Raw genomic sequence first — 24,552 nt, forward strand, 5'->3', positions numbered from 1 at the left:
GAAAAGGACGCCGCGAATTCCCTTGAGCCGACCCGCCTCGCGCAGCAGGGCGCATCTGCAATGAGCCTTGCTTGCTGATGTGACGGAGGAGCCGTCACGTATTGGGGCGGGCAGCGCTGATGTCTCCCAGGGCGGAAGAGGGATCGCGCTCGATCGCCAGGTCGCCCAAGGAGACGATCCCCACCGGGGTTTTGCCTTCGACCACGGGCAGCCGGCGCAGAGAGTGCTTACGCATCAACTCAACAGCGTGAGTGACCTCGTCGTCGGGAGTGACGGTGATGAGGTCGGAGCTGCAGGCGTCCCGAACGGTCGTGTCGACGGGGTCCTTCCCTTCGGCAATGACGCGCACTGCCAGGTCCCGGTCGGTGAACAGCCCGAGCAGCTGATCGTCTTCGGTGACCAGAACGGCGCCGATGTCTTCATCGCGCATCCGCTGCGCGACTTCGCTGACTGCCGTGAGCCGGCCCACTGTGACGGGGGCGCTCGTCATGATTTCGCGAACCTGCTGAGCCATCGCAGTTCTCCGTTGGACTGGTGGCGGCAGCGGCGGCCGCCGCTGGACTGCCCGAGTACCCAAGTCGACCGTGTCGAATCGCACGTCGGCGTCCTCCGGGTGCGGCCGTCGCCACCATCCTGCTGACCCTGGGGTGTTCTGGATCCAGGGCTATGTACTGAGCAGACGGTTGAAGAACGAGCGGTAGTGCTGGAGCGCGACGCGCAGATCCTCCGTGGCAACTTCCTCGCCGCGGTCCCACTGGACCTCCAGGCCCTGCTTGTGGGCCGAGAACGACCTGGCCAGCGTCTGCATCACGTCAGCGACCAGCGCATCGGCCGAGCGCACAGCGTCTCGTGGATCGTCGACGAAGGTGCTCTGGATGTCCCGCCACTTGCCGCGGTACTCGTCCGTCTCGTCGGGGCCGAGCAGTGCCTGGTCCTCCTCACCAGCCTCCTGCGCGATCTCGGATTCCCGTGGTGCCTCCTCGGGTCCGCCGGCACGGTCCTCGCCGACGGCATCCGGACCATTCACCGGCTCCTGCTGCTGCCCCGTGGCACCGGTTGACTCTCCTGGGTAGACGGCGGGCCGCCGGCCCTGAGACTCCGCCCGGGGTTCCTGGGGATTGGCGATGCTCTCGGTCGTGAGGCCTTCCTGGCCGGGCGGGCGACTCGTATCGCCCGGATCCCGTATGCCGTCTCGCTGCATGTCTCTCACCTCATCCGTCTCAGGAGCCGTCGTTCCGCGGGGCATTGCCCCGGTCGCTGAGCAGCTCCTCGAACAGTGCGCGGTAGTGCACCATCGCTCCTCTCAGCTCTTCCGTGGTGGCCTGTCCGCCACCGCTGCGCACATTGACCTCGTGGGCGGTGCGGTAGTGCTCCAGGGTGCGGCCGTGCTCCACCGAGAGATCTGCCAGCCGCTGCTGGTATCCGTCGGTCGGATATCCGCGCTCGGTCATGAGCCGGGCTACGAGCCGGTCCGCCTCGGCGACCGCCTCGCCGGGGCGATCCACGAAGCGTTCCTGGACGCTGCTCCAGTCGTCCGCGTACCGGCGTCGGACCTCGGCCGGTAGTTCCTTGATGTCCAGCCTGTCGTGGCGTTGCTCGCGGGCACGCAGCTCGCGCTCAGCAGCCGGTCGGCTGTCCTGCTCCTCGACAGTGCGGTCGTACTCCGGGCCGAAGCGTTCCCGCAGGCGCCGTCGGCGCGACAGAGTCCACAGCGTCACGGCGAGAATGATCAACACCACCGCCACGGGGACGATGATGGCGACAAGAGTGCTGGCAGACATCTGTTCCTCCAAGGGAGTGGCCAGAGTTGGTAGAACCTGACCTTGCCGGGTTGCGGCCCCCCATCACCTACCACCGGTACCAGCGGGACCTTCCGCCCCCAGCGGTCGTGCCGCGCATGAAGAAGCCCAGCAACCACAGGACGAGCACCGCCAGTGCGATGTACCAAAGGACTTCTACGGCGAATCCGAACCCGAAAAGAATCAGGATCAGAAGGAGCGCCAACAGGATCGGGACCATGTCGATCATCTCCGTGTCTTGGCATTGCGCACCGTTGCGCACATTCCGTGTTCAGGCTCGCGTGTTCCCAGGATTCGGAGAATCAGGCATCGCTGTTTGTCCCACTTCATTACGGGCAGTCGAGAATCAATCGGCGGGGGTGTGGTGTCAGCATGCTGACACCCTGGCTGCGAAGGCTGGGTCGTCCGATGAGAGCGCCCCTCGAAGAACCGATCAGCGGTTTCGGTCAGCTCGAGTTGCTGAGCGTCACTCTGCAAGCTGAGGGGCGCGAAGGGCTCGATGTCCCGCTGCCCCCACCCGGGAAGGCAGAAACCTCGCTGCTGGAAGCTCCATTCGCGCTAAAAGAAGGCGCGGAAATCCGCATCACACTGGGATTCCGCCTCAGGCAGGCTGTCGAAGGCCTCAAGTTCACCGTTGTGAGGAAACGGCAGGGAGCGGTGATCGGGACGACCCAGGTGATGCTCGGCAGTTACCGGCCGGGCGGCCCGTACGAGGTGGTGCTTCCGCCGGAGCGGCTGCCGACCGGTCGCTTGGCCCGTGACACCTACCAGGTGACCGGTACGTTCACCGATGCCGACGGAGAAGAGCTGGGTCATGAAGCCCATTCCTTCGAGATCACGAAGGAATGGGGCTGAGAACGGATTCCGCGCGGCGTGGCCCGTAAGCCGCTCAGTCCTCAGCCGCTCAGTCCTCGCTGCCCCCGGCGAACTGGAAGACAAGCCCGAACACTCCCGCCGTCAGTACACCGAGCCCGATCAGCACCAGCCATAGGCCGTACACGACACCGACGGCCAGTGCCGCGCTGCCGGCGGCGGCCAGCACGGGATAGGCGCTGTGGGGCGGGAAGAATCCCAAGGGGCCCGCTCTGTCGCGGATCTCGGCCTCCTTGCGGTCCTCCGGCCGGATGCCCTTCCTGCGGTATGTCGTGCCGAAGAAGAACGCGACCAGGGAGGCCATGGCGAACGCCACGGTGAGCGCCGCGATGCCGGCAGGCTCCTTGGACCACACGGCATAAAGCGCGTCGGTCGCGAGGAAGAACAGTGCGACCCCGGCGAAGAGGTAGGCCTCGATCTTCATCCGCTGCCCTCCCTGTGCGGATCCGGCGTCGGTCCGACTCGTCCACGTCCGGTATCGGGCCTCTCCACCGCCTCCGGATGATTCATGTCGAAGGCCGGTGAGTCGGAACGTACGCGGGGCATTGCGTGGAAGTTATGCCGGGGTGCTGGGCAGGATGTCGCCCATTCGAGGGACCGGCCGAAGCCCCATGGATCGTCGACCTTGATTTTGGGCCCGTACTGAGTTGTGCGCCAAACGTTGTAGAGAAATGGCAGAGTGGAAAGGCCCAACAGGAACGAGCCAATGGTGGAAATTGTGTTCAGGAGTGTGAAGCCGTCTGCGGCGAGGTAGTCCGCGTAACGGCGGGGCATCCCCATTTCACCGAGCCAGTGGTGGACCAGAAAAGTGGTCTGAAATCCAATGAATAGAGTCCAGAAGTGAATCCTGCCCAGTCGCTCGCTGAGCATGCGCCCCGTAAATTTCGGCCACCAGAAGTAAAAGCCGCCGAACATGGCGAAGACGACAGTGCCGAAGAGTACGTAATGCAGGTGGGCCACGATGAAGTAGGTGTCCGTGACGTGGAAGTCCAGAGGTGGAGAAGCGATCATCACCCCACTGAGGCCGCCGAGCAGGAACGTGACCAGGAAGCCCAACGCCCAGAGCATCGGTGTCTCGAACGAGATGCTCCCGTGCCACATGGTGCCGATCCAGTTGAAGAATTTGACTCCTGTCGGCACCGCAATGATGAACGACATCATCGAGAAGAAGGGCAGCAGCACAGCGCCCGTCGTAAACATGTGATGTGCCCAGACCACCGCGGAGAGCATCGTGATGGCGATGGTGGCCCCAACCATTCCAACGTATCCGAAGGTCGGCTTACGGCTGAAGACCGGAATGATTTCGGTTACTACACCGAAGAAGGGCAACGCGACGATGTAGACCTCGGGGTGGCCGAAGAACCAGAACAGGTGCTGCCAAAGGAGCGCGCCGCCATTGGTCGGGTCGAAGATATGGGCCCCGAACTTGCGATCGGCCTCGAGTGCCAGCAATGCCGCGGTCAGTACCGGAAAAGACACCAGCACGAGAATAGAAGTGAACAGCACATTCCATGTGAAAATCGGCATGCGGAACATGGTCATTCCCGGAGCGCGCAGGCAGACGATGGTGGCGATAAAATTGACCGAGCCGAGGGTGGTGCTGACTCCGGCCAGCACCAGACCCATCGCCCACAGGTCACCTCCCTCGCCGGGGGAGTACACCGGACCGTTCAGCGGGGCATAGGCGAACCATCCGAAATCCGCCGCCCCGTCCGGGGTGAGGAAACCGGAGACGACGATCAGTCCACCGAAGAGATACAGCCAGTAACTGAGGGCATTGAGCCGAGGAAAGGCGACGTCGGGTGCCCCGATCTGCAAGGGCATGACCGCATTGGCGAATCCGGCGAACATAGGAGTCGCGAAGAGCAGCATCATGATCGTGCCGTGGATGGTGAACATCTGGTTGTACTGCTCGTTGCTGACGATCTGCAGCCCGGGGCGGGCCAGTTCGGCCCGCATCACCATGGCCATCAATCCGGCCAGCAGAAAGAACCCGAACGCTGTGACCATGTAGAGATTGCCGATGACCTTGTGGTCCGTGGTCGTCAACCAGCCTCTGATCCGATTCCCGACCACCGTCCTTTCGTTTCCGGCCACAGCCGTTGGCGTCACTAGGGGGCCGTGGACCATCCGGGGGTCCTCCGTTCGCCGGCGGTGAGAAGGGGACAGGCGGCTCGTCCCAGGGGTTCGCGACGGGCGCTGCATGCTATGACCGTTTCTCCCGCATTACGGTGCACCGCCACCGACTGTTCCCACCCGTGTCGGAGACTGCCCTCGTATGGGTGAGGGGGCAGCCCGATCCAACCCCCTGTGCGAAACCGGGCACACCAACTCCCCACGACGATCCATCCGCTTGAACACACCGAGACCGGCTTCCGACACCCCTGACGGCGACGCCCTTACGCTCCTTGCGCGGCCTCTTGTGACGCCCCGTCACATCGAGCGCGCGAATCCGCTGGAGCACGTCAGGGGGCAGGAGCAGCTCATGATCTTCTTCCGGCGGGCACGACTGACCGCTCGTGCCGTGGAGCGCCGCACACGGCAGGTCGCGGGACGGACCGCTGAAGGGCTGGACGCGCGCCTGCCGATCAGCGAGGGCGGCGGTCTGCTGCGCAAGGCGTTCCCCAATCATTGGTCCTTCCTGCTGGGCGAGTTGGCGCTGTACAGCCTGATCGTGCTCCTGCTGACCGGTGTCTACCTCACGCTGTTCTTCAAGCCCGAGATGAGCGAGGTGGTGTACGACGGGTCGTACGCGCCGCTCGACGGTGTCCGGATGTCGCAGGCGTTCGATTCCACGCTGAGCATCAGCTTCGACGTCCGCGGGGGGCTGCTGATCCGGCAGATGCACCACTGGGCGTCGGTCATCTTTGTCTCCGCGATCGGTGTGCATCTGCTGCGGGTGTTCTTCACCGGCGCGTTCCGCAAGCCCCGTGAAGCGAACTGGATAATCGGTCTCACGCTGTTCGTGCTGGCACTGGCGGAAGGGTTCGCCGGTTACTCGCTCCCGGACGATCTGCTCTCCGGCACCGGGCTGCGGATCGCTCAGGGCATCATGCTGTCGATTCCGGTGGCCGGGACCTACATCAGCATGTTCGCTTTCGGCGGGGAGTTTCCGGGGGAGGACCTGATCACACGGCTGTACGGGTTGCACATCCTGCTGCTGCCGGGACTGCTCCTCGCCCTGGTGACGGTTCATCTGATCCTGGTGTTCTACCTGAAGCACACCCAGTGGGCGGGCCGGGGCCGCACCAATCGCAACGCGGTCGGCAAGCCGTTCTTTCCCCAATTCATGGCCGCATCGGGCGGACTGTTCTTCATCGTCCTCGGGGTGACCGCGGCCCTCGGTGGGCTGGCACAGATCAACCCGGTCTGGGTGTACGGGCCTTACCGAACCGACCAGGTGTCGACGGGCTCGCAGCCGGACTGGTACGTCGGCTTCCTGGAAGGTGCGCTGCGACTGGTGCCGCCATGGGAGACGGTGGTGGCGGGGCACACCGTGATGTGGAACGTCCTGCTGCCCGCGCTGGTCCTGCCCGGCATACTGTTCGCCGTCCTGTACGCGTATCCGTTCGCCGAGGCGTGGGTGACGGCCGACCGGCGCGAGCACCACCTGTGCGACCGGCCGCGCGACCGACCGGTGCGCACCGGGCTGGGGGTCGCGGGTATCGCCTTCTACGGCGTGCTGCTGCTGGCCGGCGGCAACGACGTGGTGGCCTTTACGTTCCGTATCTCACTCGACGAGCTGACGTGGGCATTGCGTATCGCACTGGTCGTACTGCCGATCGTCGCGTTTCTCGTGACCAAGCGGATCTGTCTCGCCCTCCAGGACGCCGAGTTCGAGCGGCTGGCCTCCGGTGTGGAGACCGGAAGCGTGCGCCAGACCGTCGAGGGAGGCTTCGAGCAGGAGCACCGGCCGCTCGATGTCGACGAGCGGTATCTGCTGGAGCACAAGAGCCTGCCCGCGCTCAAGGAGGCGCCATCGGGTTCCGGCGGGGAGGGCCGGCGGGACGGGCGGTTGCGGGAGGCACTCGCCAACTGGTTCAACACCGGGTCAGCAGCCGTGGGGCACGACACCGGCAGGGGAGGCGAGGGGGGAGGCGACCCGCCGGACCAGCAGTCCGGGCGCCCCTGATGAGCCCCTCGCCTCAGGCGCGCCGCGAATGTCCGCTCTCTGCCGCACTGGAGGTCAGCGGCCGAGGGACTTCTTCAGTTCGGACTTGTTCATGGACGAGCGCCCATGGATATTGCGGCGCTGTGCCTCCGCGTACAGCTGGTCGTAGGTCGGACCCTCGGACCCACTGTGGGAACGCTGCCCGCCACGCTTCGAGGACGAAATGTCCTGCGTGGAACTCTTGCTGGCGGTACGGGACTCACCTGAGCGTGCACGTTCCTTGTTCACCGTGCGCGCCGCGATTTCCTTCGCCCGCTGCTCGCTCTCGCCTCGTTCCTCCACGCTCTCCTTGATGTGTTCGTACTGGCGCTCCCGCTTGGAACTCGAGCCCCTCGGCATCGCTGTCACTCCTCTCACAGAGCTGTACCGGATCGTTGTGGCCCTTCCCTTGCGACTGAGGACCGCGCCATCCACAGTGCGTCCCCGAACCTCCCGCCGCAAATGGGGCACTGGTCCGGTCCCGCCACCGCGCCGGAGAACGGGTGGACAGGCGTCTACCCCGAAATGCCGCGGCCGGAGTCGTAGGGCCGGCGACTCCTGCTGCCCTGGGCGTCCACCGGCAACTGGTAGATGGCGAAAGCGCGGCCGATGACCGGCTGGGCGACATTGCGCACCCGTACCCCGCCGCTTGTCATACCGTGTTCCGTGCCCATGTGGGCGTGGCCGTGGACAGCCAGGTCGGCCCCGGCGTCATCCACTGCTTCGGCCAGCAGGTAGCTGCCCAGGAAGGGAAAGATCTCCAGCGGCTCGCCCGCCAGGGTGTCCGCGACGGGTGAGAAGTGCGTCAACGCGATCCGTACGGCACAGTCGCCCTCCCTCAGCCCGTCCAGGGCATCGCGCAGGCCGTCCGCGCAGCGCCGCGTGTGGCGAATGAATGTCTTCATCTCAGGTTCGCCGAACTCGTCTCCGCTGCGTCCGGCGAATCCGCCGCCGAAGCCCTTGGTTCCGGCGACGCCGACCCGTACCCCGCCGACGTCCAGGATCGTTGCCGCACCCTCGAGGACGGTCACCCCCGCCCCGGCCAGCACATCAGTCACCTCGGCCTGTTGGTCACTGTGATAGTCGTGGTTGCCCAGGACCGCCACGACCGGCACATCCAGTGCGGTCACCTCCCCGGCGACTACCTCGGCCTCCTCCGCCGTGCCGTGCCGCGTCAGATCGCCGGCGAGCAGCAGCAAGTCCGCGCACTCGCTCAGGGTCTCGAAGGCGGGCCGAAGCAGCCCCGCGTTGTCCGGCCCCAGGTGAATGTCGCCGACCGCTGCTACTCGGATCACGCCAGCTCCTCGGGATGGTCAGGGGCATCGGCGCAGACCACGAAGAGGTCTTCACGGAGCGGAATTCCAGCCAGTTCCTCCTTGGCGATACGCAGGATCTCGTCCCGGGAGGCGGCGCTGGCGACGGCGCCGGAAAGCAGGACGCTGTTCCCCCGGGCCTCGATCCGCACGCCCAGCTCTGCGATCGCCCCGCCTGCCAGGCGTTCTCGCAGGTGGGCAATGCGGTACTCGACGGTGTCCGAGCCGGTCATGGCATTGCCTCCCGTCGTTCGATGACGTCCAGACGCTCGAGGAGGTAGAGGAAGGCGTCGGGCATGGGCGAAGTCTGGTGTTCGCGGCGTAGACGGTCCCAGTCGATCTTCTCCCGGAGCGTCCTTGCGATGGGCAGTACAGACCCGAAGTCGCAATGGTGTTCCGAGAAGGCGTGGAGCAGGCTGCCCACGAGGTCGGTCGCGGACAGCACCGGCATGTGTACGGAGTCCACGGGCAGGGTCTCCGCCCGGTCGAGCAGCTCCCTGGTCACGGGCTGCTGCGCCAGCTCGAAGATGAGGTCGATCTCCTCACCGTGGCTCCTGGCCTTGATCAGCCAGTCCTCGGGTGCGATGCGCACCTCGATACCGTCGGCCTCCAGGGCCTCGGTCACGGCTTCCGCGTCCTCGCGCAGGATGCAGAAGTCGGTGTCGTGCTGGAGGCTGACCGGCACGCCGTGCGCGTAGGCGGCAACACTGCCGGCCAGAGCGAATGGATACCCGCCGCTCTTGAGTCTCCCGGCCACCTGCTTGGTGGCCTGGAGGATGCTCTGGGTGCGGTCCGGTGGCAGTCCCGGCGCCCCGGCCGCCCGGCCCGCTGTGGGCTCGGTCGCCTGCCTGCCTCCCCTCGAGGGCGGACCGGGCCGCTGTGCCCGTCCACCAGGGGTGTCTTGTGCGTACTTCTTCACGAGTACCGTCCTCGTCGTGGGCCGGGTGGAGATGGTTCGGGTACCCGGCCTGCGGCGAAATGACCCGCCCCGAGGTCCGGCTATTTCCGCAGCGAGAAACGGGCAAGCTGTGCTGCTGGAGCCTTGACATACCGCTCTGCCTGGAGGACGGCATCGCGTGCCGTTCGTTGTCCCATGAGGATGCACAGGGTGTACGCCGCGTCTTCGAATCGAGCGCGGGTGTCGTTGTGCATCGGGTCGGCAAGCATTCGGCGCTCCAGTTCCCTGAACCGGATGAGGAGACTGCGAACACGGTCTTTGTCCGGCAGCAGCATCTCGAATCCTCCATCTGTGAAAGGCCCGCGCGCGGACTGATCCCGAGCTCCGTGCATGGGTGCCCCCGTGAGGTGGCGGTAGAGGTACGGGCGGCTTCGCCCACGTCTACGCCGGAAATCCCGACGGCCTGCGGAGTGAAGTTCTCCGCTCCAGCCCGTCCCTGCCCAAGGCGGCCGGCATCGGGTGCCGTCGGCGGTCATTCGCATACGCAGGGGACGCGCCTGGGAGGTGCGGGCCCGGGGCCGGCCACAGCCCGCCGGTCAGAAGCCGGTGGACGTCCTCAGCAACCTCTCAGCTCGGCTCGGCTCCCGGCTTACGGGTGCTGATCACCGACCGGGGACGGTCAGTTCGCCGCCGCGGTAGAAGCCTTCCCGCTCCTCGACGACGTACGGGGCCATGGCCTCACGCCGTTGCTTCTCCCCGTCGGAGCTCCGCCAGGAGTCGCACGCTTCCCGGGAGTCCCAGAACGACACCCCGGTGATCTCCTGCCCGTCCTCGGACCAGTACGCGTAGGCGCGGCGCAGGCCCTGCGGCTTCGCGCCCGGTCGCCATGCCCTCTCGAACTCCTCCAGAGTGCCCGGCTTGATGCGGCGCGTCGTGACCCAGACGAAGTAGTCCTCCATTGCGGCCTCCTGCGGAACGTCGGTTCGGAGAGGCGTTCCCCGACCACCGTAGGTCGCCGGCGCGGCTTCCGCCTCCGCGGCGGACACCCCCGGCACTCGGGGGCGTGCGGGGGTGCATTGAGGGGGGCGCGTCACGGACGGTGTGCTCTATCTGCCCGCGGTGCCAGTCGCTGAAAGTGACGAACATCCACCTTTTCTGTTACGGAAAGCGAGCGCGGCTCGTGGCGACCGCGACCACGGTGTTGGCGCTGCCGCACACCGCGTACCCGGACCAGAACACCTCGTCGATCATGGCGAACGGGAGCTGACGGGGTGTCTGTGATGTCCCGGGCGGCCGCGCCCGGGACAGCCATGAACCTGCGGCCCTGGTGGCTGCCTTGTTGTCTCCGAACGCCGGTGTCCTGGAGCGAGGGACGCCTTTTTGAGTGGAAGGTTTGTCAGGGTCATGGTGCTCATGGCAGGCCGGGTGGGCCGTCATCGCGGTTGTGCCGGGCCCGGGCAGGGCCGATTCTGGAGGTAATGAACCGGGCTGGTGTGGCGCCATGAGTGACGCGGCCAAGAGCGCCGATTTCCGTGGTCCGCTCGACGTCACCAGGGCAGCCACGGTGGTTCTCGACGCCCAGGACACGGTCATCGGCTGGGGGCCCGCGGCCGAGGGTCTCCTCGGCTATCCGCCGCACGAGATTGTCGGGAAGCACGTGGATACGTTCCTGCCGTCCCGGCAAGGCTCCGAATTCACAGCTGCTCAGGGGCCCGACCCGGGCTCGGGCACCCAGCTGAGCGGAAGCGACATCCGCGTCGCCCGGCACCGCGACGGCCACGAGCTTCTGCTCGCAACAGAGGTGTCCCCACTGACCGGTAGTGGCACGGCGGCTCGCGTCATCGTCGCGACCGAGCTGGAGCGTCTGCGGCTGTGGGAATCCCGGCTGGCTCTACTGCAGGGGCTGGCCACCCAGTCACCCGTCGGTCTGGCCATCTACGACACCGACCTGCGCCTGACGTGGTGCAACGCCGCGTACGAGCGCGAGATCGGACAGCCGTTCGCCGAGTTCCGTGGTAGGCGAGCCGATGAGCTGTACCCCGAGGGCAGGTTTTTGACCGAGAAGTACCCGGACACTCTCGATGCCGTGATGCACTACGTACTCGACACCGGCGAACCAATCCTCGACCTGCACTTCCTTGGCCAGCCACCCAGCGAACCCGGGACGGACCACCTCTGGTCATGCTCCTACTACCGGCTCCAGGACGCCGACGGGCATGTGCTCGGAGTGTGCGAGGACGCATTCGACATCACCGATCGCTACGAGGCCCAGAAGCGGCTGGCCCTGCTCGTCGAGGCCGGCCGCCGAATCGGCAACGCCCTGGACGTGATCGTCACTGCCGAGGAGGTCACGGAGGTGGCGGCGCCGGATTTCGCGAGCACCGTCACGGTCGACCTTGCGAAGGAGGTCCTGGAAGGAGAGGTGTCGGACGCCGGAGCCCCAGGAGCGACGGACCTCGTACGGGTCGCCTCCCGATCGGCCACGGCGAACGGCGGGGCGGGCGGTCCGGGGGAGTCGCGTCAGCCTTCTCCTGTCGATTACCCGCCAGGTTCACCCCAGTACCGCAGCCTCTCCTCGGGCGGGCTCGTGCTCGTGGACGACACCCTGGTCGTACCGTTGCGGGCCGGGGGCAGCATGCTGGGACTCGTCACCTTTCATCGCGACGCCCCGTCGGCCACCTTCGACAGCGGCGAGGTCGCACTCGCCGACGAGCTGGCCACCCGTACGGCGGTGTGCGTCGACAACGCCCGACGCTACACCCGTGAACGCACGGCCTCGCTCGCCCTCCAGCGTCAACTGCTGCCGCAGCACCTGCCGCAGCAATCGGCGGTCGACCAGGCCCATCGCTACCTGCCCACGGACGACGTGACAGGGGTCGGCGGCGACTGGTTCGACGTCATCGCGCTCTCCGGAACCCGGGTCGGACTCGTCGTCGGTGACGTGGTCGGCCACGGCCTGCAGGCGGCGGCCACCATGGGACGGCTGCGCACGACCGTACGCGCACTCGCGCAGCTGGACTTGGCCCCCGACGAGTTGCTCAAGCGACTCGACGATCTGGTGGGCCAGTCGGCGGAGGATCAGTCGGACGCCGCCGGCCCGACCGCCGAACCGCACGAGGACGACGCCACCGGGGCCACCTGTCTCTACGCGGTCTATGATCCGGTCTCGCGACGATGCACCATGGCCCGGGCCGGGCACCTGCCGCCGGCGATCGTGGACTCCGACGGCAACCTCTCCTTCCCGGACCTGCCGGCCGGACCGCCGCTGGGGCTCGGCGGCCTGCCGTTCGAGTCCATGGAGATTGAGCTGCCGGTGGGCAGCCTGGTGGCCCTCTTCACCGACGGTCTGGTCGAAGCCCGCGACCGCGACATCGATCAGGGGCTGGACATTCTGGGCCGGGTGCTCAGCGACCGCCGTGGGTCCCTGGAAGACCTCTGCGACCGGGCTCTGTCGGAACTCCTGCCGGACGGCACGACAGTCGACGACACGGCACTGCTACTTGTGCGTACCCGCGAACTCGACGCCTCACAGGTCGCCGGCTGGGAGCTGCCCGCCGAACCGGTCGCGGTGAGCCATGCCCGGGAGCTGGCTACCCGCCAGCTTCGCGAATGGGGCCTGGAAGAGATGGCGTTCTCGACCGAGCTCGTCGTCAGCGAGCTGGTCACCAACGCGGTCAGGTACGCCGAGGGGCCGCTGCACTTGCGCCTCATCCGTGATCGCACGCTCGTATGCGAAGTCGCGGACACGGGCCACACCTCACCACACCTCCGCCACAGTGCGGACGACGACGAAGGCGGGCGCGGACTCTTCATCGTTGCGCAACTCGTTCAGCGGTGGGGAACGCGCTACACACAGTCCGGGAAGACCATCTGGACGGAACAAGCGTTCCCGTCGGCGGGATGATCTGACGGGTGACCCGGCCGGCCGCTGTCGCGCCTCCTGGGTGACGGTTCGGTCGCATGGCCGCGGGGCTCCGTTCCCCTTCGCTGGTTTGCAACGTTGGGCCGGGTATGAACGTCTCCGGCAACGACCCGATCCCGCTTCCCGACGCCCGGCTGGTGGGCGCGTACTGGCTCGCCTCTCCGAAGCATGAAGACGACAGCTGCATGTGGTGTGCGCAGCTGCGCTCGGCTGATGCCCCGACTCGTCGGGCACCCCCGGAGCAAAGACGTTCCCCCGCGGTTTGGGTTGTGCCTCCGGGGCTGCCTCCCCGTCCACACCCCGGCAGCTGATGGCGGTGTGGGCGGCGATGGTGAGTCTGGCCGTGATCATGATCGTCGCCACTGGGAGGGTCCACCGGGCACGCTCCTCTGGTGCATGGGCAGCAGACGCTGAGGCACCAACGCCAGTCACTGGGCCCGGTGTTGTCCTCCGGGTCGAGGGCTGACTCCCCGCGCGTCGGCGCCGGCGGCCGCTCTGCTGAACTCGCCGTTGTCCATGGCCGGGTGCCTTGTTCCCTCGCGGGTTCAGTCGATGGGCCAGGTGTGTGCCGGGGCGTTGAGGTGCATGTATTCCATGTACTGCAGTGTCATCCGGCGCAGTGCCTCATGATTGTCGAGGTGGCTGGTGTCAACGATGTGGTGGAACATCTCTGCCTGCCATACCGCGCCGTTGCGGCCGGTGACGCATCGCTGCTCGATGATGCCCAACAGCGGCTCCCGCCATGCCGCGTCCATGCCCGAGAGCTCCAGCCCGCGGTGTGCCAGGGGCAGCAGGCGTCGCAGTACGAGTTCGGCGACCGGTACCTCGCCCATCCCGGGCCAGTACAGTCGCGCGTCGATTCCGTGCCGTGCCGCGGCGTGCAGATTGTCCTCCGCGGCCGAGAACGACATCCGTGACCAGACCGTCCGTTCCTCCTCGACCAGGGCGCGCGTCAGCCCGTAGTAGAAGGCGCCGTTGGCGAGGACGTCGGCCACTGTGGGACCGGCGGGCAGCACCCGGTTCTCCACCCGCAGATGTGGTTGGCCGTGGGCGACGTCGTAGATCGGACGGTTCCACCGGTAGATCGTGCCGTTGTGCAGGGTGAGTTCGGACAGTGCGGGGACGTCGCCGCCGTCGAGCGTCTGCTGCGGATCCTCCTTGTCGCACAGCGGCAGCAGCGCGGGAAAATATTGCAGGTTCTCTTCGAAGAGGTCGAAGACGCTCGTGATCCACCGCTCGCCGAACCACACCCGGGGCCGCACCCCCTGCACTTTGATCTCCTGCGGGCGGGTGTCGGTGGCCTGCTCGAAGAGGGGGATACGGGTCTCGCGCCAGAGCTCCTTGCCGAACAGGAAGGGCGAGTTCGCCGCCAGGCCCACCTGTACGCCTGCGATCGCCTGCGCCGCGTTCCAGTAGTTCGCGAACTCGTCCGGCGAGACCTGAAGGTGGAACTGGGTGCTGGTGCACGCCGCCTCGGGGGTGATGGTGTCGGCGTAGGTCCGCAGCCTGTCCACCCCGTCCACCGAGATCCGCAGATCCTCACCCCGGGCCGCGAATATCTGCTCGTTCAGCAGCCGGTACCGCGGGTTCTCCGACAGCGCAGCCTCCCCCACATCCGTCTGCCGCAGCGTCGGCAGGATCCCAATCACGATCAGATGCGCCCCCGCTGCCGCGGCACGCTCCTCGGCATGGTTGAGCGCGTTCCTGATCTCCTTCTCCCACGCATCGGGACCACCGGCCGTCAGCCGCCGCGGTGGGATGTTGATCTCCAGGTTGAACCGGCCCAGCTCACTCGACCAAGCGGAATCCGCGATCGCCTCGAGTATGTCGGTGCTCCGCATCGTCGGCTCTCCGGCCGCGTCCACCAGGTTCAGCTCGATCTCCAGACCCACCTGGGGCCGCTCCATTTCGAAGCGTTCCTCACGCAGCATCTGCGCGAACGAATCGAGGCAGTTCTGCATCTTGTTCCGGTACTGGCGACGGTCATCGCGGGTGAATACCAGTGCCGGGACATCTCGTCCCATCGACCCTCCCGAGTCTCCTCGGCGGACACCCCTCCAACAGCGTCCCACTCCACGGCCGCCCCGACCACTGCGGGCGGCCGCACCCCGAGTGAGGGAGCGATGGCACCCCGTATTGCGGCGGTCCGAGCCCCGTCCAGGCCGCCCGGAGTCCTGCCAGAGTCCCTCCAGCCATGTCGTAGTCCGGGGTCCGTCGGGAGGAGGCTTCCAGGATCCTACGAGCCCGTCCCCCGGCCGGCGGCCTGCGTCTGCAGCGGATCCGGTTCGCGCGCCCGGCGCAGCGCCTGATGGGCCGACCAGAGGGCGGACACCAGCGGTACGGCCACCACCGCGCCCACTACTCCGGCCGCGATGGCCCCGCCGATGACCGAGAGCGCGACCACCACCGGGTGCAGCCGGACGGCCCAGCTCATTACGATCGGGTGCAGCAGATGGCCCTCGATCTGTCCGATGATCACGATGAGGGCAATGACCATGGCCGCGATCAGCGGGCCTTTGGCCGCCAGGGCCACCACGGCGGCGATCGCGAGGGCGATGGGGGAGCCGATCAGTGGAATGAAGGCGGCGAAGAACTCCAGCATGGCCAGCGGGACGGCGAGCGGCACGCCGAGAGCGAAGAGGGCCACGCCGACCAGAATCGCGTTGGTCACGGCCACAAGGACAATGCCGTGGGTGTAGCCGGTGAAGGTCCGCCAGGCCGCGCGGCCCGCCGCCGACACCCGATCCCGGGCGGTCGGCGGAAGCTGGTCGCAGAACCAGCCCCACTGCCGGTCGCCGGAGTGGATGAAGAAGACCGAGCAGAACATGGCCAGGGCGAACACGGTCAGGACTTCGACCAGCCGGCCGGCGCCGCTGAGCGCCGTACTCACGAGGGTGGACCGGTGGCTGGACAGGAACTGCCCGATCCGGGACTGGATGTCGGTGAGTGCGTCGGGGTTGAGCCGGAACGGCGGCTCCTCGAGCCAGCGCTCGATCCTGCCGACGCCTGCCCCGAACTCGCGCTCCAGGCCGGCCCGCTCTCCCGCCACCGCCTCGCCGACCAGGGCCAGGATCCCGAGGACAATGACGATGCTGCCGAGCAGACACACGGCGACGGCGAGCGGTCGGGGCAGGACGCGCCCCAGGAGGTCGGCCACCGGCCGGAGCATCGCGGTGATGACCATGCCGAGGAAGACCGCCACGGCGATCTCGTGGAACCGCCCCAGGGCCGAGAAGACGGCGTACACGAGGGCGCCCACCACGAGGATCCGCCAGGCGTAGGCGGCAGCCGTCTGCAGGGCGGGGAACACCCGCAGTTCGCCGTCGGGACGGGAATGGGGCGGGGGACGCCGGGTGCCCGGTTTCCCGGCCGGACGGCGGGTGATGCTGCTCAGCGCCTGACGCGACGCCGTGCGGATCCGGTGCCGGTGCCCGGCGGACGGCACGCCGGGGTCCGGGTTCCTGGGCTGCGGATCCGATGGCCTGGACATCCACAAGCAAGTACCACGGGGAGCCCTTCGTGCCACGCCACCGGCGCGATATTCGCCCGAAGGCACCCGGACCGTATGCCATGGCTACCTGCCGCTCCCGCCCGGCGGGGCGGTGCCCAGGAAGTGGAAGCCCTCCGGCTGAGCTGGTGAGGCTGTGTCAGGTGGCCGGTGGGTGAAGGGGTAGCGTCGCCCAGACGGTCTTGCCCCGCGGCGGTGTCAGTGACCACGACCAGGTGTCGCTCAGTGCGGTGATGAGGCTGAGGCCCCGGCCGCCGATTGCACAGGCGTCGGCGTTGCGCGGACGCGGCGGCTTGGAGCTTGGGTCGGTGACCGCGCAGACAAGGTAGCCGGGGTGCAGGAAGATGCCGAGCCAGACGGGGTAGTCGCCGTCGTCGGGCGAGGCGGGGTCCAGCGCGTGCTGGACGGCGTTGGTGACAAGTTCGCTGACGACCACCGCGGTGTCAGGTACAAGAGTGTGCAGCGCCCATCCGTTGAGGGTCGCGGCGACGAAGTGCCGTGCCTGGGGAGCGTTTCGAAGCTGTCCGTCCAGGCCGCATGCGGCGAATCCGACCGGGCTGTTGCCCTGGACCAGTCCCCATTCCGGTTCGCCTGAACGGACTAATCCGGACAGTTCCGCGCCAGGCTCGGCACCGCAGAACCGGCTTCCGTGCCCGGTGCTCGCGCTCATTGAGGCTGACAGGTGGGTTGTCACTGGTCATGTCCCCCTGGGGGCTTGGGACTTCGACGCTGCGGCAGCCGCCGTGGAACGAGTATGGTCTACCACCACCCGAGAATGCAATTGCATCTGGGATTGCATTCGGCGGGGGAGGGTGAGGCGAACGAACGTGCGAACGATGAGGGGCTGTTGCAGTGGAGTATTTCTTCAACGGCATGCAGGCGAGTGCACTGAACTTGGCGACGTGGACCAAGAGCAGCCACAGCAACGCGACGGGGAACTGTGTGGAGATGGCGGAGTTGCCTGGTGGGCATGTGGCGATTCGCAATTCCCGTGACCCGCAGGGGCCGGCGCTGATCTATACGCGGGATGAGATTGCGGCGTTCGTGGCGGGCGCCCGAGGTGGCGACTTCGACTCTGTTATTGGCTGAAAAGGGCTGCAAGAATGTCAAGTTCCGCATCAGGGGAGTGACGGTGGTGGATACTGGCGTCTTCCCAGCGTCCGCAGGAGCGCCCGATGGCTGAAGCCGACCTGAACGCGTCGTTGTTCGTACGACCGCTAGGGGCGGTAGAGAAGAACCCGACTGCGCTGAAGCTGGTCCTTGGCGGCAAATTGCGCGAGCTGCGTGTTGCTGCCGGGCTCGACCCCGTGGACGTCGACGACCGGCTCGGGTTCTCGCGATCGAAAACCAGCCGAATCGAGCTGGGGAGGCACGGCTGCAAGTCGGCCGACGCCCTGGCTCTTCTGAGCCTCTACGGGGTGGACCGCGAAGAGCGCATCGCCGAGTTCCTCCACCTGGTGGACCAGTCCCGCCGGACCGACTGGTGGCGCGCGTTCAGCGACGTCCTGTCCGACTTCTTCACCCCGCTGGTCGCTCTGGAAGGAGCGGCCGAGCGCATCCGCACGTACGAGCCGTTCTACGTGCCCGGGCTGTTGCAGACCCCCGCGTACACCCGCGCTGTGGTCCAGGCCGGACCCGGCCATCTCCTCACACATGAGGTGATGCGCCGGGTCGAGTTGCGGCAGGAACGGCAGCGGCAGCTCGACCAGCCGGATGGGCCGCGACTGTGGGCGGTGATCGACGAGTCCGTCCTGTTGCGGGCGGTCGGCGGGCCGGACGTCATGCGCGGGCAGCTCGAGCACCTCATCAAGATGATGGAGCGCCCCCGCGTCACCGTGCAGATCGCCCCGCTGGATGTGACAGCAGCGGTCGGAGTCGGCACCGGCGTGACCTGTCTGCGCTTCGCCTTGAGGGATCTCAAGGATGCCGTATACATCGAGCACCTGACCGACTCGACATTCACCCAGAAGCCGCTGGTCGTCGAGCAGTACCGGAACATGCTGGACCGGCTGGGGGCATGTGCGCTCACGCCCGCGGAGTCACTCGCGGTGCTGCGCGAGCGTGTTCTCACTCTTTGACGTGAAACGCCGACGGCCCGGGTACGGCGCGCCGAGGGCGCTGTACCCGGGCCGCACACGGCCGAAGGCGGGCGTTCGGCGTCACCCGACCCGAGCGAGGCCGCCCCACTCGATCCATTCGTCGGTCAGCTGGGTGGGGGCCAGTTCGTTGTCCGGTCGCCAGGTCGAAACCTCCACCAGGCCCGGATCGAGAATCTCCAGGCCGGTGAAGTATTCGGCGACTTCGCGCTCCTCGCGCACTCTGCCCCAGTTGTTGCCGGTGGCCTCGGCCATGAAGTCGGTGACGAACTTCCGGATCTCCGGCCTGTCGCTGACGAGCTGGCACACGACGAGGAAACTGCCGGGCGCCAGACGCTCCGCGACGCGCCGGACGAGCCCGGCCGGGTCGTCCTCGTCCGGGATGCAGTGCATGACCGACACGAAGAGAGCCGCGACAGGTTGACTGAAATCAATCAGTCCCGTCGTCTCCTCATGGCCGAAGATGCCATCGGTGTCTCGCATGTCGGCCTGGATCACCGCAGTGCGGTCGTTCTCGTCCAGCAGCGCTCGACCGTGGGCCAGCACGATGGGATCGCTGTCGACGTAGACCACCCTCGAGGCGGGATCAATGGCCTGGGCGACCTGGTGGACGTTGTCCTGGGTGGGAAGACCGGAGCCGTGGTCGATGAACTGTCGTACGCCGTACTCCCTGGCGAGCAGTCGCACCACACGCTGCAGGAACCGGCGGTTGTTGACCGCCAGCACCTTGGTGCTGGGCACCTGCTTCAGCAGCTGCTCGCATGCCTCGCGGTCCGACTGGTAGTTGTCGCTGCCCCCCAGAAAGTAGTCATACATGCGTGCCACACTCGGCACAGTCGTGTCGATGGCGCTTGGGCGCAACGACTCCTCTTGCATCCAGTCCTCACCCGCGTCTGTCGAGATCAGGTTCTCTAGGACGGCCATGCTATGGACGGCGCGTGCCATGGCATAGGCCTTGCAGTGGGGAAGAGGAGCGCGCCATGCTTTTTGAGCCATGTCCCGCGCAAGCCGCACGCCCCCAGTGGGGCGGCGTTCCTCGCGACGTTCACCCGCGGACGGGTCTCTTGGGTCCACAGCCCAGTAGCGCGGCGCGCCACGTGATCTGCGCCGGCGGGGGGCAAGCCATCCGGGGGATCTGCGGTCTCCGCGACGACGCGTTGCGCTGGTAGCGGCAGGGCAACGGTTACGTTCGCCGGGACAACGGCGCTGCGCGGGGTGACCAGCCACCCGGTGACCGCCGGTCCGGGAGGTGAACGGTGGGGCGCACGAAAGGACACGCCCACCCGGCACGGCGGCGCGGCGAAGCATGGCCGCGCCCCGCCGGTCGAGGCGCCGCTGGGCGGCTGCGGTGCCTCACCGTGCTGCCCCTGCTGGCCGGGCTGTTGTCCTGCGGCTCCAGCGAATCCGGCGGCCCGGTCAGCCTGAACTGGTACAACTTCCCTGACGACTCAGGTGCCTTGGCCGACGCGGCGAACAATTGCACCCGCGCCTCGGGCGGGCGGTACCGCATCGCGTACAACAAGCTCCCGCGCGGCGCGGACGGCCAGCGTCAGCAACTCGTCCGCCGGCTCGCCGCGCACGACCCCGCGCTCGACATCCTGGGGCTCGATGTCACCTGGGCCGCGGAGTTCGCCGAGGCCAAATGGATCCTGCCGTGGACGGGCAGCAACCGGCGCAGCGCCACCGAGGGCACCCTCGAAGTGCCGCTGCAAACAGCGACGTGGAGGGGCAAGTTGTACGCCGTCCCGTACAACACCAACACCCAGTTGCTGTGGTACCGAAGCGACCTCGTGCCCAAGCCCCCCAAGACCTGGGCCCAGATGCTGGACATGGCACGCGACCTCGCCAAGGAGGGCAAGCCCCACTACGTCGAGATCCAGGGCGCCCAGTACGAGGGGCTGACGGTCTGGTTCAACACGCTCGTGGAGAGCGCGGGCGGCTCCATCCTCAACGCCGCAGCCACAGCACCCTCGCTCGGTCCGCCCGCGGTCCAAGCGGCGACGATCATGCACGACTTGGCCACCTCACCTGCCGCCGACCCCTCCCTGTCCAACCAGATGGAGGACCAGAACCGGCTGGCCATGGAGTCGGGCACTGCCGCCTTCGAGCTGAACTACCCATTCGTCTATCCGTCGATGAAAGCGAACAAGCCCGAGCTGTTCAAGAGTTTCCGCTGGGCGCCATACCCCGGTGTGGACCCGGGCCGGCCCTCGAAACCCACGATCGGCGGCATCGACCTCGCCATCGGCGCCTATTCGCGCCACCCCGACCTCGCGTTCGAGGCCGCGCTGTGCCTGCGCAATCGCCAGAACCAGATGACCGCGGCGCTCAAGGGCGGACTGCCGCCCACTCTGCGCGCGCTCTACTCCGACAAGGCACTCGCCAAGAGCTACCCGTTCGCCCCCGAAGTGCTCTCGGCCCTGGAGAACGCCAGCGTCCGCCCCCAGACGCCCGCCTACCAGAACGTGTCCATCGCGATCTCGCACACGCTGTCCCCGCCCTCGGCGATCAACCCCCGCAGCGACATCGAGAACATCGGCAGGCAGATCGAGGACGCCCTCCAGTCCAAGGGGCTGATCCCGTGAACACCCCGACCCCCGCTACGTCGACGGCTCCGGCCCCGGCGCCCGGCCGGACCGAGGCGCTGTCCGAGGGCGCACGACAGGAGCGACGGCTGGGCCTGCTGCTGTGCGCGCCAGCGGTGGTCGTCATGCTCGCCGTGACGGCCTACCCCATCGGCTACGCGATCTATCTGTCCCTGCAGCGCTACGACCTGCGCTTCCCGAACCAGGCGCGTTTCGTGGGCCTGAGCAACTACGGGGCCGTGCTCTCCTCCGAATTCTGGTGGGAGGCGTTCTGGGTCACGCTGTTCATCACCGCCGTTTCCGTGGCCGTGGAACTCGTCCTCGGCTTCGCGCTGGCTCTGGTCATGCACCGCGCCATCTTCGGCCGGGGGACCGTGCGTACCGCGATCCTGATCCCTTACGGCATCGTCACTGTGGTCGCCGCCTACTCCTGGCAGTACGCCTGGACCCCGGACACCGGCTACCTCGCCGCGCTCCTGCCGTCCGGTGAAGCCCCGCTGACCGAGCAGTGGCCGGCCATCGGGCTGATCATCCTCGCCGAGGTCTGGAAGACCACCCCCTTCATGGCACTTCTCCTGCTGGCCGGACTCGCTCTGGTGCCCGAGGAGACACTGCGCGCCGCCATGGTCGACGGCGCGTCCGCCTGGCAGCGCTTCACTCTGGTGACGGTGCCGCTGATGAAGCCGGCGATCCTGGTGGCCCTGCTGTTCCGCACCCTGGACGCGTTCCGGATCTTCGACAACATCTACATCCTCACCTCGGGCGCTCACGGCACAGGCTCGGTGTCGATCCTCGGCTACGACAACCTTTTCACCGCGCTCAACCTCGGCATCGGATCGGCAATCTCCGTGCTCATCTTCCTTTGCGTGGGCCTGATCGCCTTCGCCTTCATCAAACTCTTCGGGGCCGCCGCCCCCGGCTCACAGGAGGCGGGACGCTGATGGCCGGCGCAGGTAAGCGGCACCTCGCCGGCTGGGCGGTCGCCAATACCGTGGTGATCGCCTATGCCCTGTTCCCGGTCTGGTGGATCGCGGCCCTGTCGTTCAAGGACCCCAGCACCCTCACCGACGGCAACTTCGTCCCGGAGAAGTGGACGCTGGAGAACTACCGCGGCATCTTCGAGACCTCGGAGTTCACCCGTGCCCTGATCAACTCGATCGGTATCGCCCTGATCGCCACCGTGATCGCCGTTGTGCTGGGAACCATGGCCGCCTACGCCGTGGCCAGGCTGCGCTTCCCCGGCAAGAAACTGCTGATCGGCATGTCCCTTTTGATCGCGATGTTCCCGCCGATCTCCCTGGTGTCCCCGCTGTTCAACATCGAGCGCATCCTGGGGATTTTCGACACCTGGCCGGGGCTGATCATCCCGTACATGACCTTCTCCCTGCCGCTCGCGATCTACACCCTCTCGGCGTTCTTCCGGGAAATCCCGTGGGATCTGGAGAAGGCGGCCAAGGTCGACGGGGCCACGCCCGCCCAGGCCTTCCGGCTGGTGATCGCGCCTCTGGCCGCGCCGGGCGTGTTCACCACCGCGATCCTGGTCTTCATCTTCTGCTGGAACGACTTTCTGTTCGCGATCTCCCTGACCTCGACAGCGAGGGCCCGGACAGTGCCGGCGGCGATCGCCTTCTTCACCGGGAGCAGTCAGTTCCAGCAGCCCACCGGTTCGATCGCCGCCGCCGCGGTCGTGATCACCATTCCGATCATCGTCTTCGTGCTGCTGTTCCAGCGGCGCATCGTCGCCGGACTGACGTCCGGGGCCGTCAAGGGCTGACCGGCAGCAGCCGATCGTCAGGACAAGGAGCACCAACCGTGGCCGAGATCGTTCTCGAGGGCATCACCAAGAGGTTTCCCGATGGCGCTCTGGCCGTGCGGGACATCAACCTCACAGTCCACGATGGGGAGTTCGTCATCCTGGTCGGGCCCTCCGGTTGCGGCAAGTCCACCACGCTCAACATGATCGCCGGACTTGAGGACATCACCGACGGCACCCTCCGCATCGACGACCAGGTCGTCAACGACAAGGCGCCCAAGGACCGCGACATCGCCATGGTCTTCCAGAGTTACGCCCTCTACCCGCACATGACCGTGCGCGAAAACATGGGCTTCGCCCTGCGCCTGGCCAAGGTCGACAAGGACACCATCAGGACCAAGGTGGAGGAAGCCGCCCGCATCCTCGACCTGACGGCTCATCTGGACCGCAAGCCCGCGAACCTCTCGGGTGGCCAGCGCCAGCGCGTCGCCATGGGCCGTGCCATTGTCCGCAATCCCAAGGCGTTCCTGATGGACGAGCCGCTGTCCAACCTCGATGCCAAACTCCGGGTACAGATGCGCACCCAGATCTCCCGCCTCCAGCAGCGGCTGGGCACCACCACCGTCTACGTCACCCATGACCAGACCGAGGCGATGACGCTCGGGGACCGCGTGGTCGTCATGCGCAGCGGCGTCGTTCAACAGGTCGGCACCCCGCAGTACCTCTACGACGAGCCGCGCAACCTGTTCGTCGCCGGGTTCATCGGCTCACCCGCCATGAACTTCCTCCACGCCACCCTGGAGGAGAACGCGCTGCGCACCATCGTCGGCGAGATCCTGCTGTCCCCCGAGGTACGCCAGATCCTGGAGCGCCAGAACGCGCCTCGGGACCTCATCGTGGGCTTGCGGCCCGAAGCCTTCGAGGATGCCGCACTGGTCGATCCGGGCCGGCCGGGGATGACCTTCACCACCACCGTGGACGTGGTGGAGTCCCTGGGTTCGGACGTCTACGCCTACTTCACCGAGGAGGACTGGCAGCCGACCGCCACCTCGGAACTGGAGGAGTTGGCGGCCGATTCCGGCCTCACTGAGACGGGGGCCAGCGGTCACCAGGTCGTCGTCCGGCTCAATGCCTCAACGCAGATCCGCGAGGGAAGCCAGGCCGAGCTGTGGGTGGACACCTCGAGGATCCACGTCTTCGACCCACGCACCGGTGCGAACCTCACCCATCATGAGAACACAGGCGGATGAGCCCGAACGGGCGGGTCCGAGTGGCAGGGTCCCAAGTGCCCGGCCGGGGGCTCGTTGGGTGCCGGGGGATGGGCGGCGGGTTCAGAGGGTGGTGATGAGTCCGCCGTCGTTCGGCCAGGGGGCCCGTGAGTGCGGGCGCCCGCGGCCACGCCGATACCTTCGGCGGCCAGCACCTGCGTGATTGCCAGGCCGATTCCGTTGCTTGCACCGGTGACGACGGCCGCCTTGCCTGCCAGGTGCAGCTCCATCAGGCCAGGGGTGGTGGGTGCCGGGCGACGCTGGATCGCGGGCGGCCCGAGGCCAAGGATGCTGCCCCACCCGGGGGCGTGATCGGCACTTTTGCGGCGTGCGCCACGCCGCGGTACCTCTCCCGGCTGCCGCGCCCAATGGCGCTGCACCGGGGCG

Annotated in this window: 26 protein-coding genes; 10 read left to right on the forward strand and 16 right to left on the reverse strand. The window is 67.1% G+C overall.

Annotated features, from left to right (window positions below):
- Positions 1-94: 94 nt before the first annotated feature.
- The 4 genes from ACWDO5_RS04775 to ACWDO5_RS04790 all read right to left on the reverse strand — a co-directional run bounded on the left by ACWDO5_RS04775 (position 95) and on the right by ACWDO5_RS04790 (position 2,019).
- Positions 95-514: a CBS domain-containing protein gene (locus ACWDO5_RS04775; protein ID WP_450528388.1), complete on the reverse strand. Its 420-nt coding sequence runs from the start codon at positions 512-514 to the stop codon at positions 95-97.
- Positions 515-664: 150 nt separating this feature from the next.
- Positions 665-1,027 carry a hypothetical protein gene (locus tag ACWDO5_RS04780; RefSeq protein ID WP_450528390.1) on the reverse strand — a complete coding sequence of 121 codons (363 nt, stop codon included), beginning with the start codon at positions 1,025-1,027 and terminating at the stop codon, positions 665-667.
- A gap of 193 nt (positions 1,028-1,220) precedes the next feature.
- A complete protein-coding gene (locus ACWDO5_RS04785) occupies positions 1,221-1,781 on the reverse strand; it encodes a hypothetical protein (RefSeq protein WP_450528391.1) in 561 nt (186 codons plus the stop codon).
- Between the two features lie 67 nt (positions 1,782-1,848).
- Positions 1,849-2,019, reverse strand: coding sequence for a hydrophobic protein (locus ACWDO5_RS04790; RefSeq protein ID WP_450528529.1), 171 nt, complete (start codon positions 2,017-2,019; stop codon positions 1,849-1,851).
- Positions 2,020-2,207: 188 nt separating this feature from the next.
- Between ACWDO5_RS04790 and ACWDO5_RS04795 the strand changes: the two genes are divergently transcribed.
- Positions 2,208-2,654 (forward strand): hypothetical protein, encoded by a 447-nt coding sequence (locus ACWDO5_RS04795; RefSeq protein ID WP_450528393.1) that lies wholly within the window; start codon positions 2,208-2,210, stop codon positions 2,652-2,654.
- Positions 2,655-2,703: 49 nt separating this feature from the next.
- Here ACWDO5_RS04795 and ctaF read toward each other — a convergent pair whose 3' ends face one another.
- Entirely contained in the window at positions 2,704-3,096 is a 393-nt protein-coding gene (gene ctaF / locus ACWDO5_RS04800; protein WP_450528395.1) for an aa3-type cytochrome oxidase subunit IV, read from the reverse strand.
- Positions 3,093-4,802 (reverse strand): aa3-type cytochrome oxidase subunit I, encoded by a 1,710-nt coding sequence (ctaD, locus tag ACWDO5_RS04805; RefSeq protein ID WP_450528397.1) that lies wholly within the window; start codon positions 4,800-4,802, stop codon positions 3,093-3,095. Before ctaD ends, ctaF begins: the two co-directional genes overlap by 4 nt.
- Before the next feature lie 355 nt (positions 4,803-5,157).
- Here ctaD and qcrB point away from each other — a divergent pair, with 355 nt between their 5' ends.
- The gene (qcrB, locus tag ACWDO5_RS04810; RefSeq protein ID WP_450528399.1) at positions 5,158-6,804 is read left to right on the forward strand and encodes a cytochrome bc1 complex cytochrome b subunit; all 1,647 of its coding nucleotides are present in this window, start codon (positions 5,158-5,160) and stop codon (positions 6,802-6,804) included.
- 54 nt (positions 6,805-6,858) lie between these two features.
- On the opposite strand, the gene ACWDO5_RS04815 is transcribed toward qcrB, so the two are convergent.
- The 6 genes from ACWDO5_RS04815 to ACWDO5_RS04840 form a co-directional block, all read right to left on the reverse strand.
- Positions 6,859-7,182: a plasmid stabilization protein gene (locus tag ACWDO5_RS04815; protein ID WP_450528401.1), complete on the reverse strand. Its 324-nt coding sequence runs from the start codon at positions 7,180-7,182 to the stop codon at positions 6,859-6,861.
- A gap of 155 nt (positions 7,183-7,337) precedes the next feature.
- Positions 7,338-8,117 carry a metallophosphoesterase family protein gene (locus ACWDO5_RS04820; RefSeq protein WP_450528403.1) on the reverse strand — a complete coding sequence of 260 codons (780 nt, stop codon included), beginning with the start codon at positions 8,115-8,117 and terminating at the stop codon, positions 7,338-7,340.
- Positions 8,114-8,368: a hypothetical protein gene (locus ACWDO5_RS04825; protein WP_450528405.1), complete on the reverse strand. Its 255-nt coding sequence runs from the start codon at positions 8,366-8,368 to the stop codon at positions 8,114-8,116. Before ACWDO5_RS04825 ends, ACWDO5_RS04820 begins: the two co-directional genes overlap by 4 nt.
- Positions 8,365-9,054 (reverse strand): nucleotidyltransferase family protein, encoded by a 690-nt coding sequence (locus tag ACWDO5_RS04830; protein ID WP_450528407.1) that lies wholly within the window; start codon positions 9,052-9,054, stop codon positions 8,365-8,367. The genes ACWDO5_RS04825 and ACWDO5_RS04830 overlap by 4 nt, the downstream gene beginning before the upstream one ends.
- A gap of 80 nt (positions 9,055-9,134) precedes the next feature.
- The gene (locus ACWDO5_RS04835) at positions 9,135-9,368 is read right to left on the reverse strand and encodes a DUF5133 domain-containing protein (protein WP_450528408.1); all 234 of its coding nucleotides are present in this window, start codon (positions 9,366-9,368) and stop codon (positions 9,135-9,137) included.
- 327 nt (positions 9,369-9,695) lie between these two features.
- Positions 9,696-9,992 (reverse strand): antibiotic biosynthesis monooxygenase, encoded by a 297-nt coding sequence (locus ACWDO5_RS04840; RefSeq protein WP_450528410.1) that lies wholly within the window; start codon positions 9,990-9,992, stop codon positions 9,696-9,698.
- 176 nt (positions 9,993-10,168) lie between these two features.
- Between ACWDO5_RS04840 and ACWDO5_RS04845 the strand changes: the two genes are divergently transcribed.
- Both ACWDO5_RS04845 and ACWDO5_RS04850 read left to right on the forward strand, forming a co-directional pair.
- A complete protein-coding gene (locus ACWDO5_RS04845; RefSeq protein ID WP_450528412.1) occupies positions 10,169-10,300 on the forward strand; it encodes a hypothetical protein in 132 nt (43 codons plus the stop codon).
- 234 nt (positions 10,301-10,534) lie between these two features.
- Positions 10,535-12,937, forward strand: a complete 2,403-nt coding sequence (locus ACWDO5_RS04850) for a SpoIIE family protein phosphatase (protein WP_450528414.1) — start codon at positions 10,535-10,537, stop codon at positions 12,935-12,937.
- Positions 12,938-13,500: 563 nt separating this feature from the next.
- On the opposite strand, the gene ACWDO5_RS04855 is transcribed toward ACWDO5_RS04850, so the two are convergent.
- The 3 genes from ACWDO5_RS04855 to ACWDO5_RS04865 form a co-directional block, all read right to left on the reverse strand.
- On the reverse strand, positions 13,501-14,979 hold the full coding sequence (locus ACWDO5_RS04855) for a glutamate--cysteine ligase (protein WP_450528415.1): 1,479 nt from the start codon (positions 14,977-14,979) through the stop codon (positions 13,501-13,503).
- Positions 14,980-15,191: 212 nt separating this feature from the next.
- Positions 15,192-16,445 (reverse strand): AI-2E family transporter, encoded by a 1,254-nt coding sequence (locus ACWDO5_RS04860; protein ID WP_450528417.1) that lies wholly within the window; start codon positions 16,443-16,445, stop codon positions 15,192-15,194.
- Positions 16,446-16,602: 157 nt separating this feature from the next.
- Complete coding sequence (locus tag ACWDO5_RS04865; protein WP_450528419.1) at positions 16,603-17,133, reverse strand: ATP-binding protein; 531 nt, start codon at positions 17,131-17,133, stop codon at positions 16,603-16,605.
- Positions 17,134-17,336: 203 nt separating this feature from the next.
- On the opposite strand from ACWDO5_RS04865, the gene ACWDO5_RS04870 reads away from it, so the two are divergent.
- Positions 17,337-17,552 (forward strand): DUF397 domain-containing protein, encoded by a 216-nt coding sequence (locus ACWDO5_RS04870; RefSeq protein ID WP_450528531.1) that lies wholly within the window; start codon positions 17,337-17,339, stop codon positions 17,550-17,552.
- A gap of 86 nt (positions 17,553-17,638) precedes the next feature.
- A complete protein-coding gene (locus tag ACWDO5_RS04875; protein WP_450528421.1) occupies positions 17,639-18,541 on the forward strand; it encodes a helix-turn-helix domain-containing protein in 903 nt (300 codons plus the stop codon).
- A gap of 81 nt (positions 18,542-18,622) precedes the next feature.
- Here ACWDO5_RS04875 and ACWDO5_RS04880 read toward each other — a convergent pair whose 3' ends face one another.
- A complete protein-coding gene (locus tag ACWDO5_RS04880; RefSeq protein WP_450528532.1) occupies positions 18,623-19,435 on the reverse strand; it encodes an SAM-dependent methyltransferase in 813 nt (270 codons plus the stop codon).
- A gap of 467 nt (positions 19,436-19,902) precedes the next feature.
- Between ACWDO5_RS04880 and ACWDO5_RS04885 the strand changes: the two genes are divergently transcribed.
- From ACWDO5_RS04885 to ACWDO5_RS04900, 4 genes are read left to right on the forward strand one after another with little or no spacing between them, the layout of a single operon-like run.
- Positions 19,903-21,144, forward strand: a complete 1,242-nt coding sequence (locus ACWDO5_RS04885; RefSeq protein ID WP_450528534.1) for an ABC transporter substrate-binding protein — start codon at positions 19,903-19,905, stop codon at positions 21,142-21,144.
- A complete protein-coding gene (locus ACWDO5_RS04890) occupies positions 21,141-22,085 on the forward strand; it encodes a carbohydrate ABC transporter permease (RefSeq protein ID WP_450528423.1) in 945 nt (314 codons plus the stop codon). The genes ACWDO5_RS04885 and ACWDO5_RS04890 overlap by 4 nt, the downstream gene beginning before the upstream one ends.
- A complete protein-coding gene (locus ACWDO5_RS04895) occupies positions 22,085-22,918 on the forward strand; it encodes a carbohydrate ABC transporter permease (RefSeq protein WP_450528424.1) in 834 nt (277 codons plus the stop codon). The genes ACWDO5_RS04890 and ACWDO5_RS04895 overlap by 1 nt, the downstream gene beginning before the upstream one ends.
- Before the next feature lie 38 nt (positions 22,919-22,956).
- Positions 22,957-24,147, forward strand: a complete 1,191-nt coding sequence (locus ACWDO5_RS04900; protein ID WP_450528426.1) for an ABC transporter ATP-binding protein — start codon at positions 22,957-22,959, stop codon at positions 24,145-24,147.
- The last annotated feature ends 405 nt before the right edge of the window (positions 24,148-24,552 follow it).

The sequence above is a fragment of the Streptomyces sp. NPDC000880 genome (genome assembly GCF_053599675.1).

Coding starts and splice junctions, on each gene's coding strand:
- ACWDO5_RS04775 (WP_450528388.1), bottom strand. CDS start 514: ATGGCTCAGCAGGTTCGCGAAATCATGACGAGCGCCCCCGTCACAGTG.
- ACWDO5_RS04785 (WP_450528391.1), bottom strand. CDS start 1,781: ATGTCTGCCAGCACTCTTGTCGCCATCATCGTCCCCGTGGCGGTGGTG.
- ACWDO5_RS04790 (WP_450528529.1), bottom strand. CDS start 2,019: ATGGTCCCGATCCTGTTGGCGCTCCTTCTGATCCTGATTCTTTTCGGG.
- ACWDO5_RS04795 (WP_450528393.1), top strand. CDS start 2,208: ATGAGAGCGCCCCTCGAAGAACCGATCAGCGGTTTCGGTCAGCTCGAG.
- ctaF (WP_450528395.1), bottom strand. CDS start 3,096: ATGAAGATCGAGGCCTACCTCTTCGCCGGGGTCGCACTGTTCTTCCTC.
- ctaD (WP_450528397.1), bottom strand. CDS start 4,802: ATGGTCCACGGCCCCCTAGTGACGCCAACGGCTGTGGCCGGAAACGAA.
- qcrB (WP_450528399.1), top strand. CDS start 5,158: ATGATCTTCTTCCGGCGGGCACGACTGACCGCTCGTGCCGTGGAGCGC.
- ACWDO5_RS04815 (WP_450528401.1), bottom strand. CDS start 7,182: ATGCCGAGGGGCTCGAGTTCCAAGCGGGAGCGCCAGTACGAACACATC.
- ACWDO5_RS04825 (WP_450528405.1), bottom strand. CDS start 8,368: ATGACCGGCTCGGACACCGTCGAGTACCGCATTGCCCACCTGCGAGAA.
- ACWDO5_RS04835 (WP_450528408.1), bottom strand. CDS start 9,368: ATGCTGCTGCCGGACAAAGACCGTGTTCGCAGTCTCCTCATCCGGTTC.
- ACWDO5_RS04840 (WP_450528410.1), bottom strand. CDS start 9,992: ATGGAGGACTACTTCGTCTGGGTCACGACGCGCCGCATCAAGCCGGGC.
- ACWDO5_RS04850 (WP_450528414.1), top strand. CDS start 10,535: ATGAGTGACGCGGCCAAGAGCGCCGATTTCCGTGGTCCGCTCGACGTC.
- ACWDO5_RS04855 (WP_450528415.1), bottom strand. CDS start 14,979: ATGGGACGAGATGTCCCGGCACTGGTATTCACCCGCGATGACCGTCGC.
- ACWDO5_RS04860 (WP_450528417.1), bottom strand. CDS start 16,445: ATGTCCAGGCCATCGGATCCGCAGCCCAGGAACCCGGACCCCGGCGTG.
- ACWDO5_RS04865 (WP_450528419.1), bottom strand. CDS start 17,133: ATGAGCGCGAGCACCGGGCACGGAAGCCGGTTCTGCGGTGCCGAGCCT.
- ACWDO5_RS04870 (WP_450528531.1), top strand. CDS start 17,337: ATGCAGGCGAGTGCACTGAACTTGGCGACGTGGACCAAGAGCAGCCAC.
- ACWDO5_RS04875 (WP_450528421.1), top strand. CDS start 17,639: ATGGCTGAAGCCGACCTGAACGCGTCGTTGTTCGTACGACCGCTAGGG.
- ACWDO5_RS04880 (WP_450528532.1), bottom strand. CDS start 19,435: ATGCAAGAGGAGTCGTTGCGCCCAAGCGCCATCGACACGACTGTGCCG.
- ACWDO5_RS04895 (WP_450528424.1), top strand. CDS start 22,085: ATGGCCGGCGCAGGTAAGCGGCACCTCGCCGGCTGGGCGGTCGCCAAT.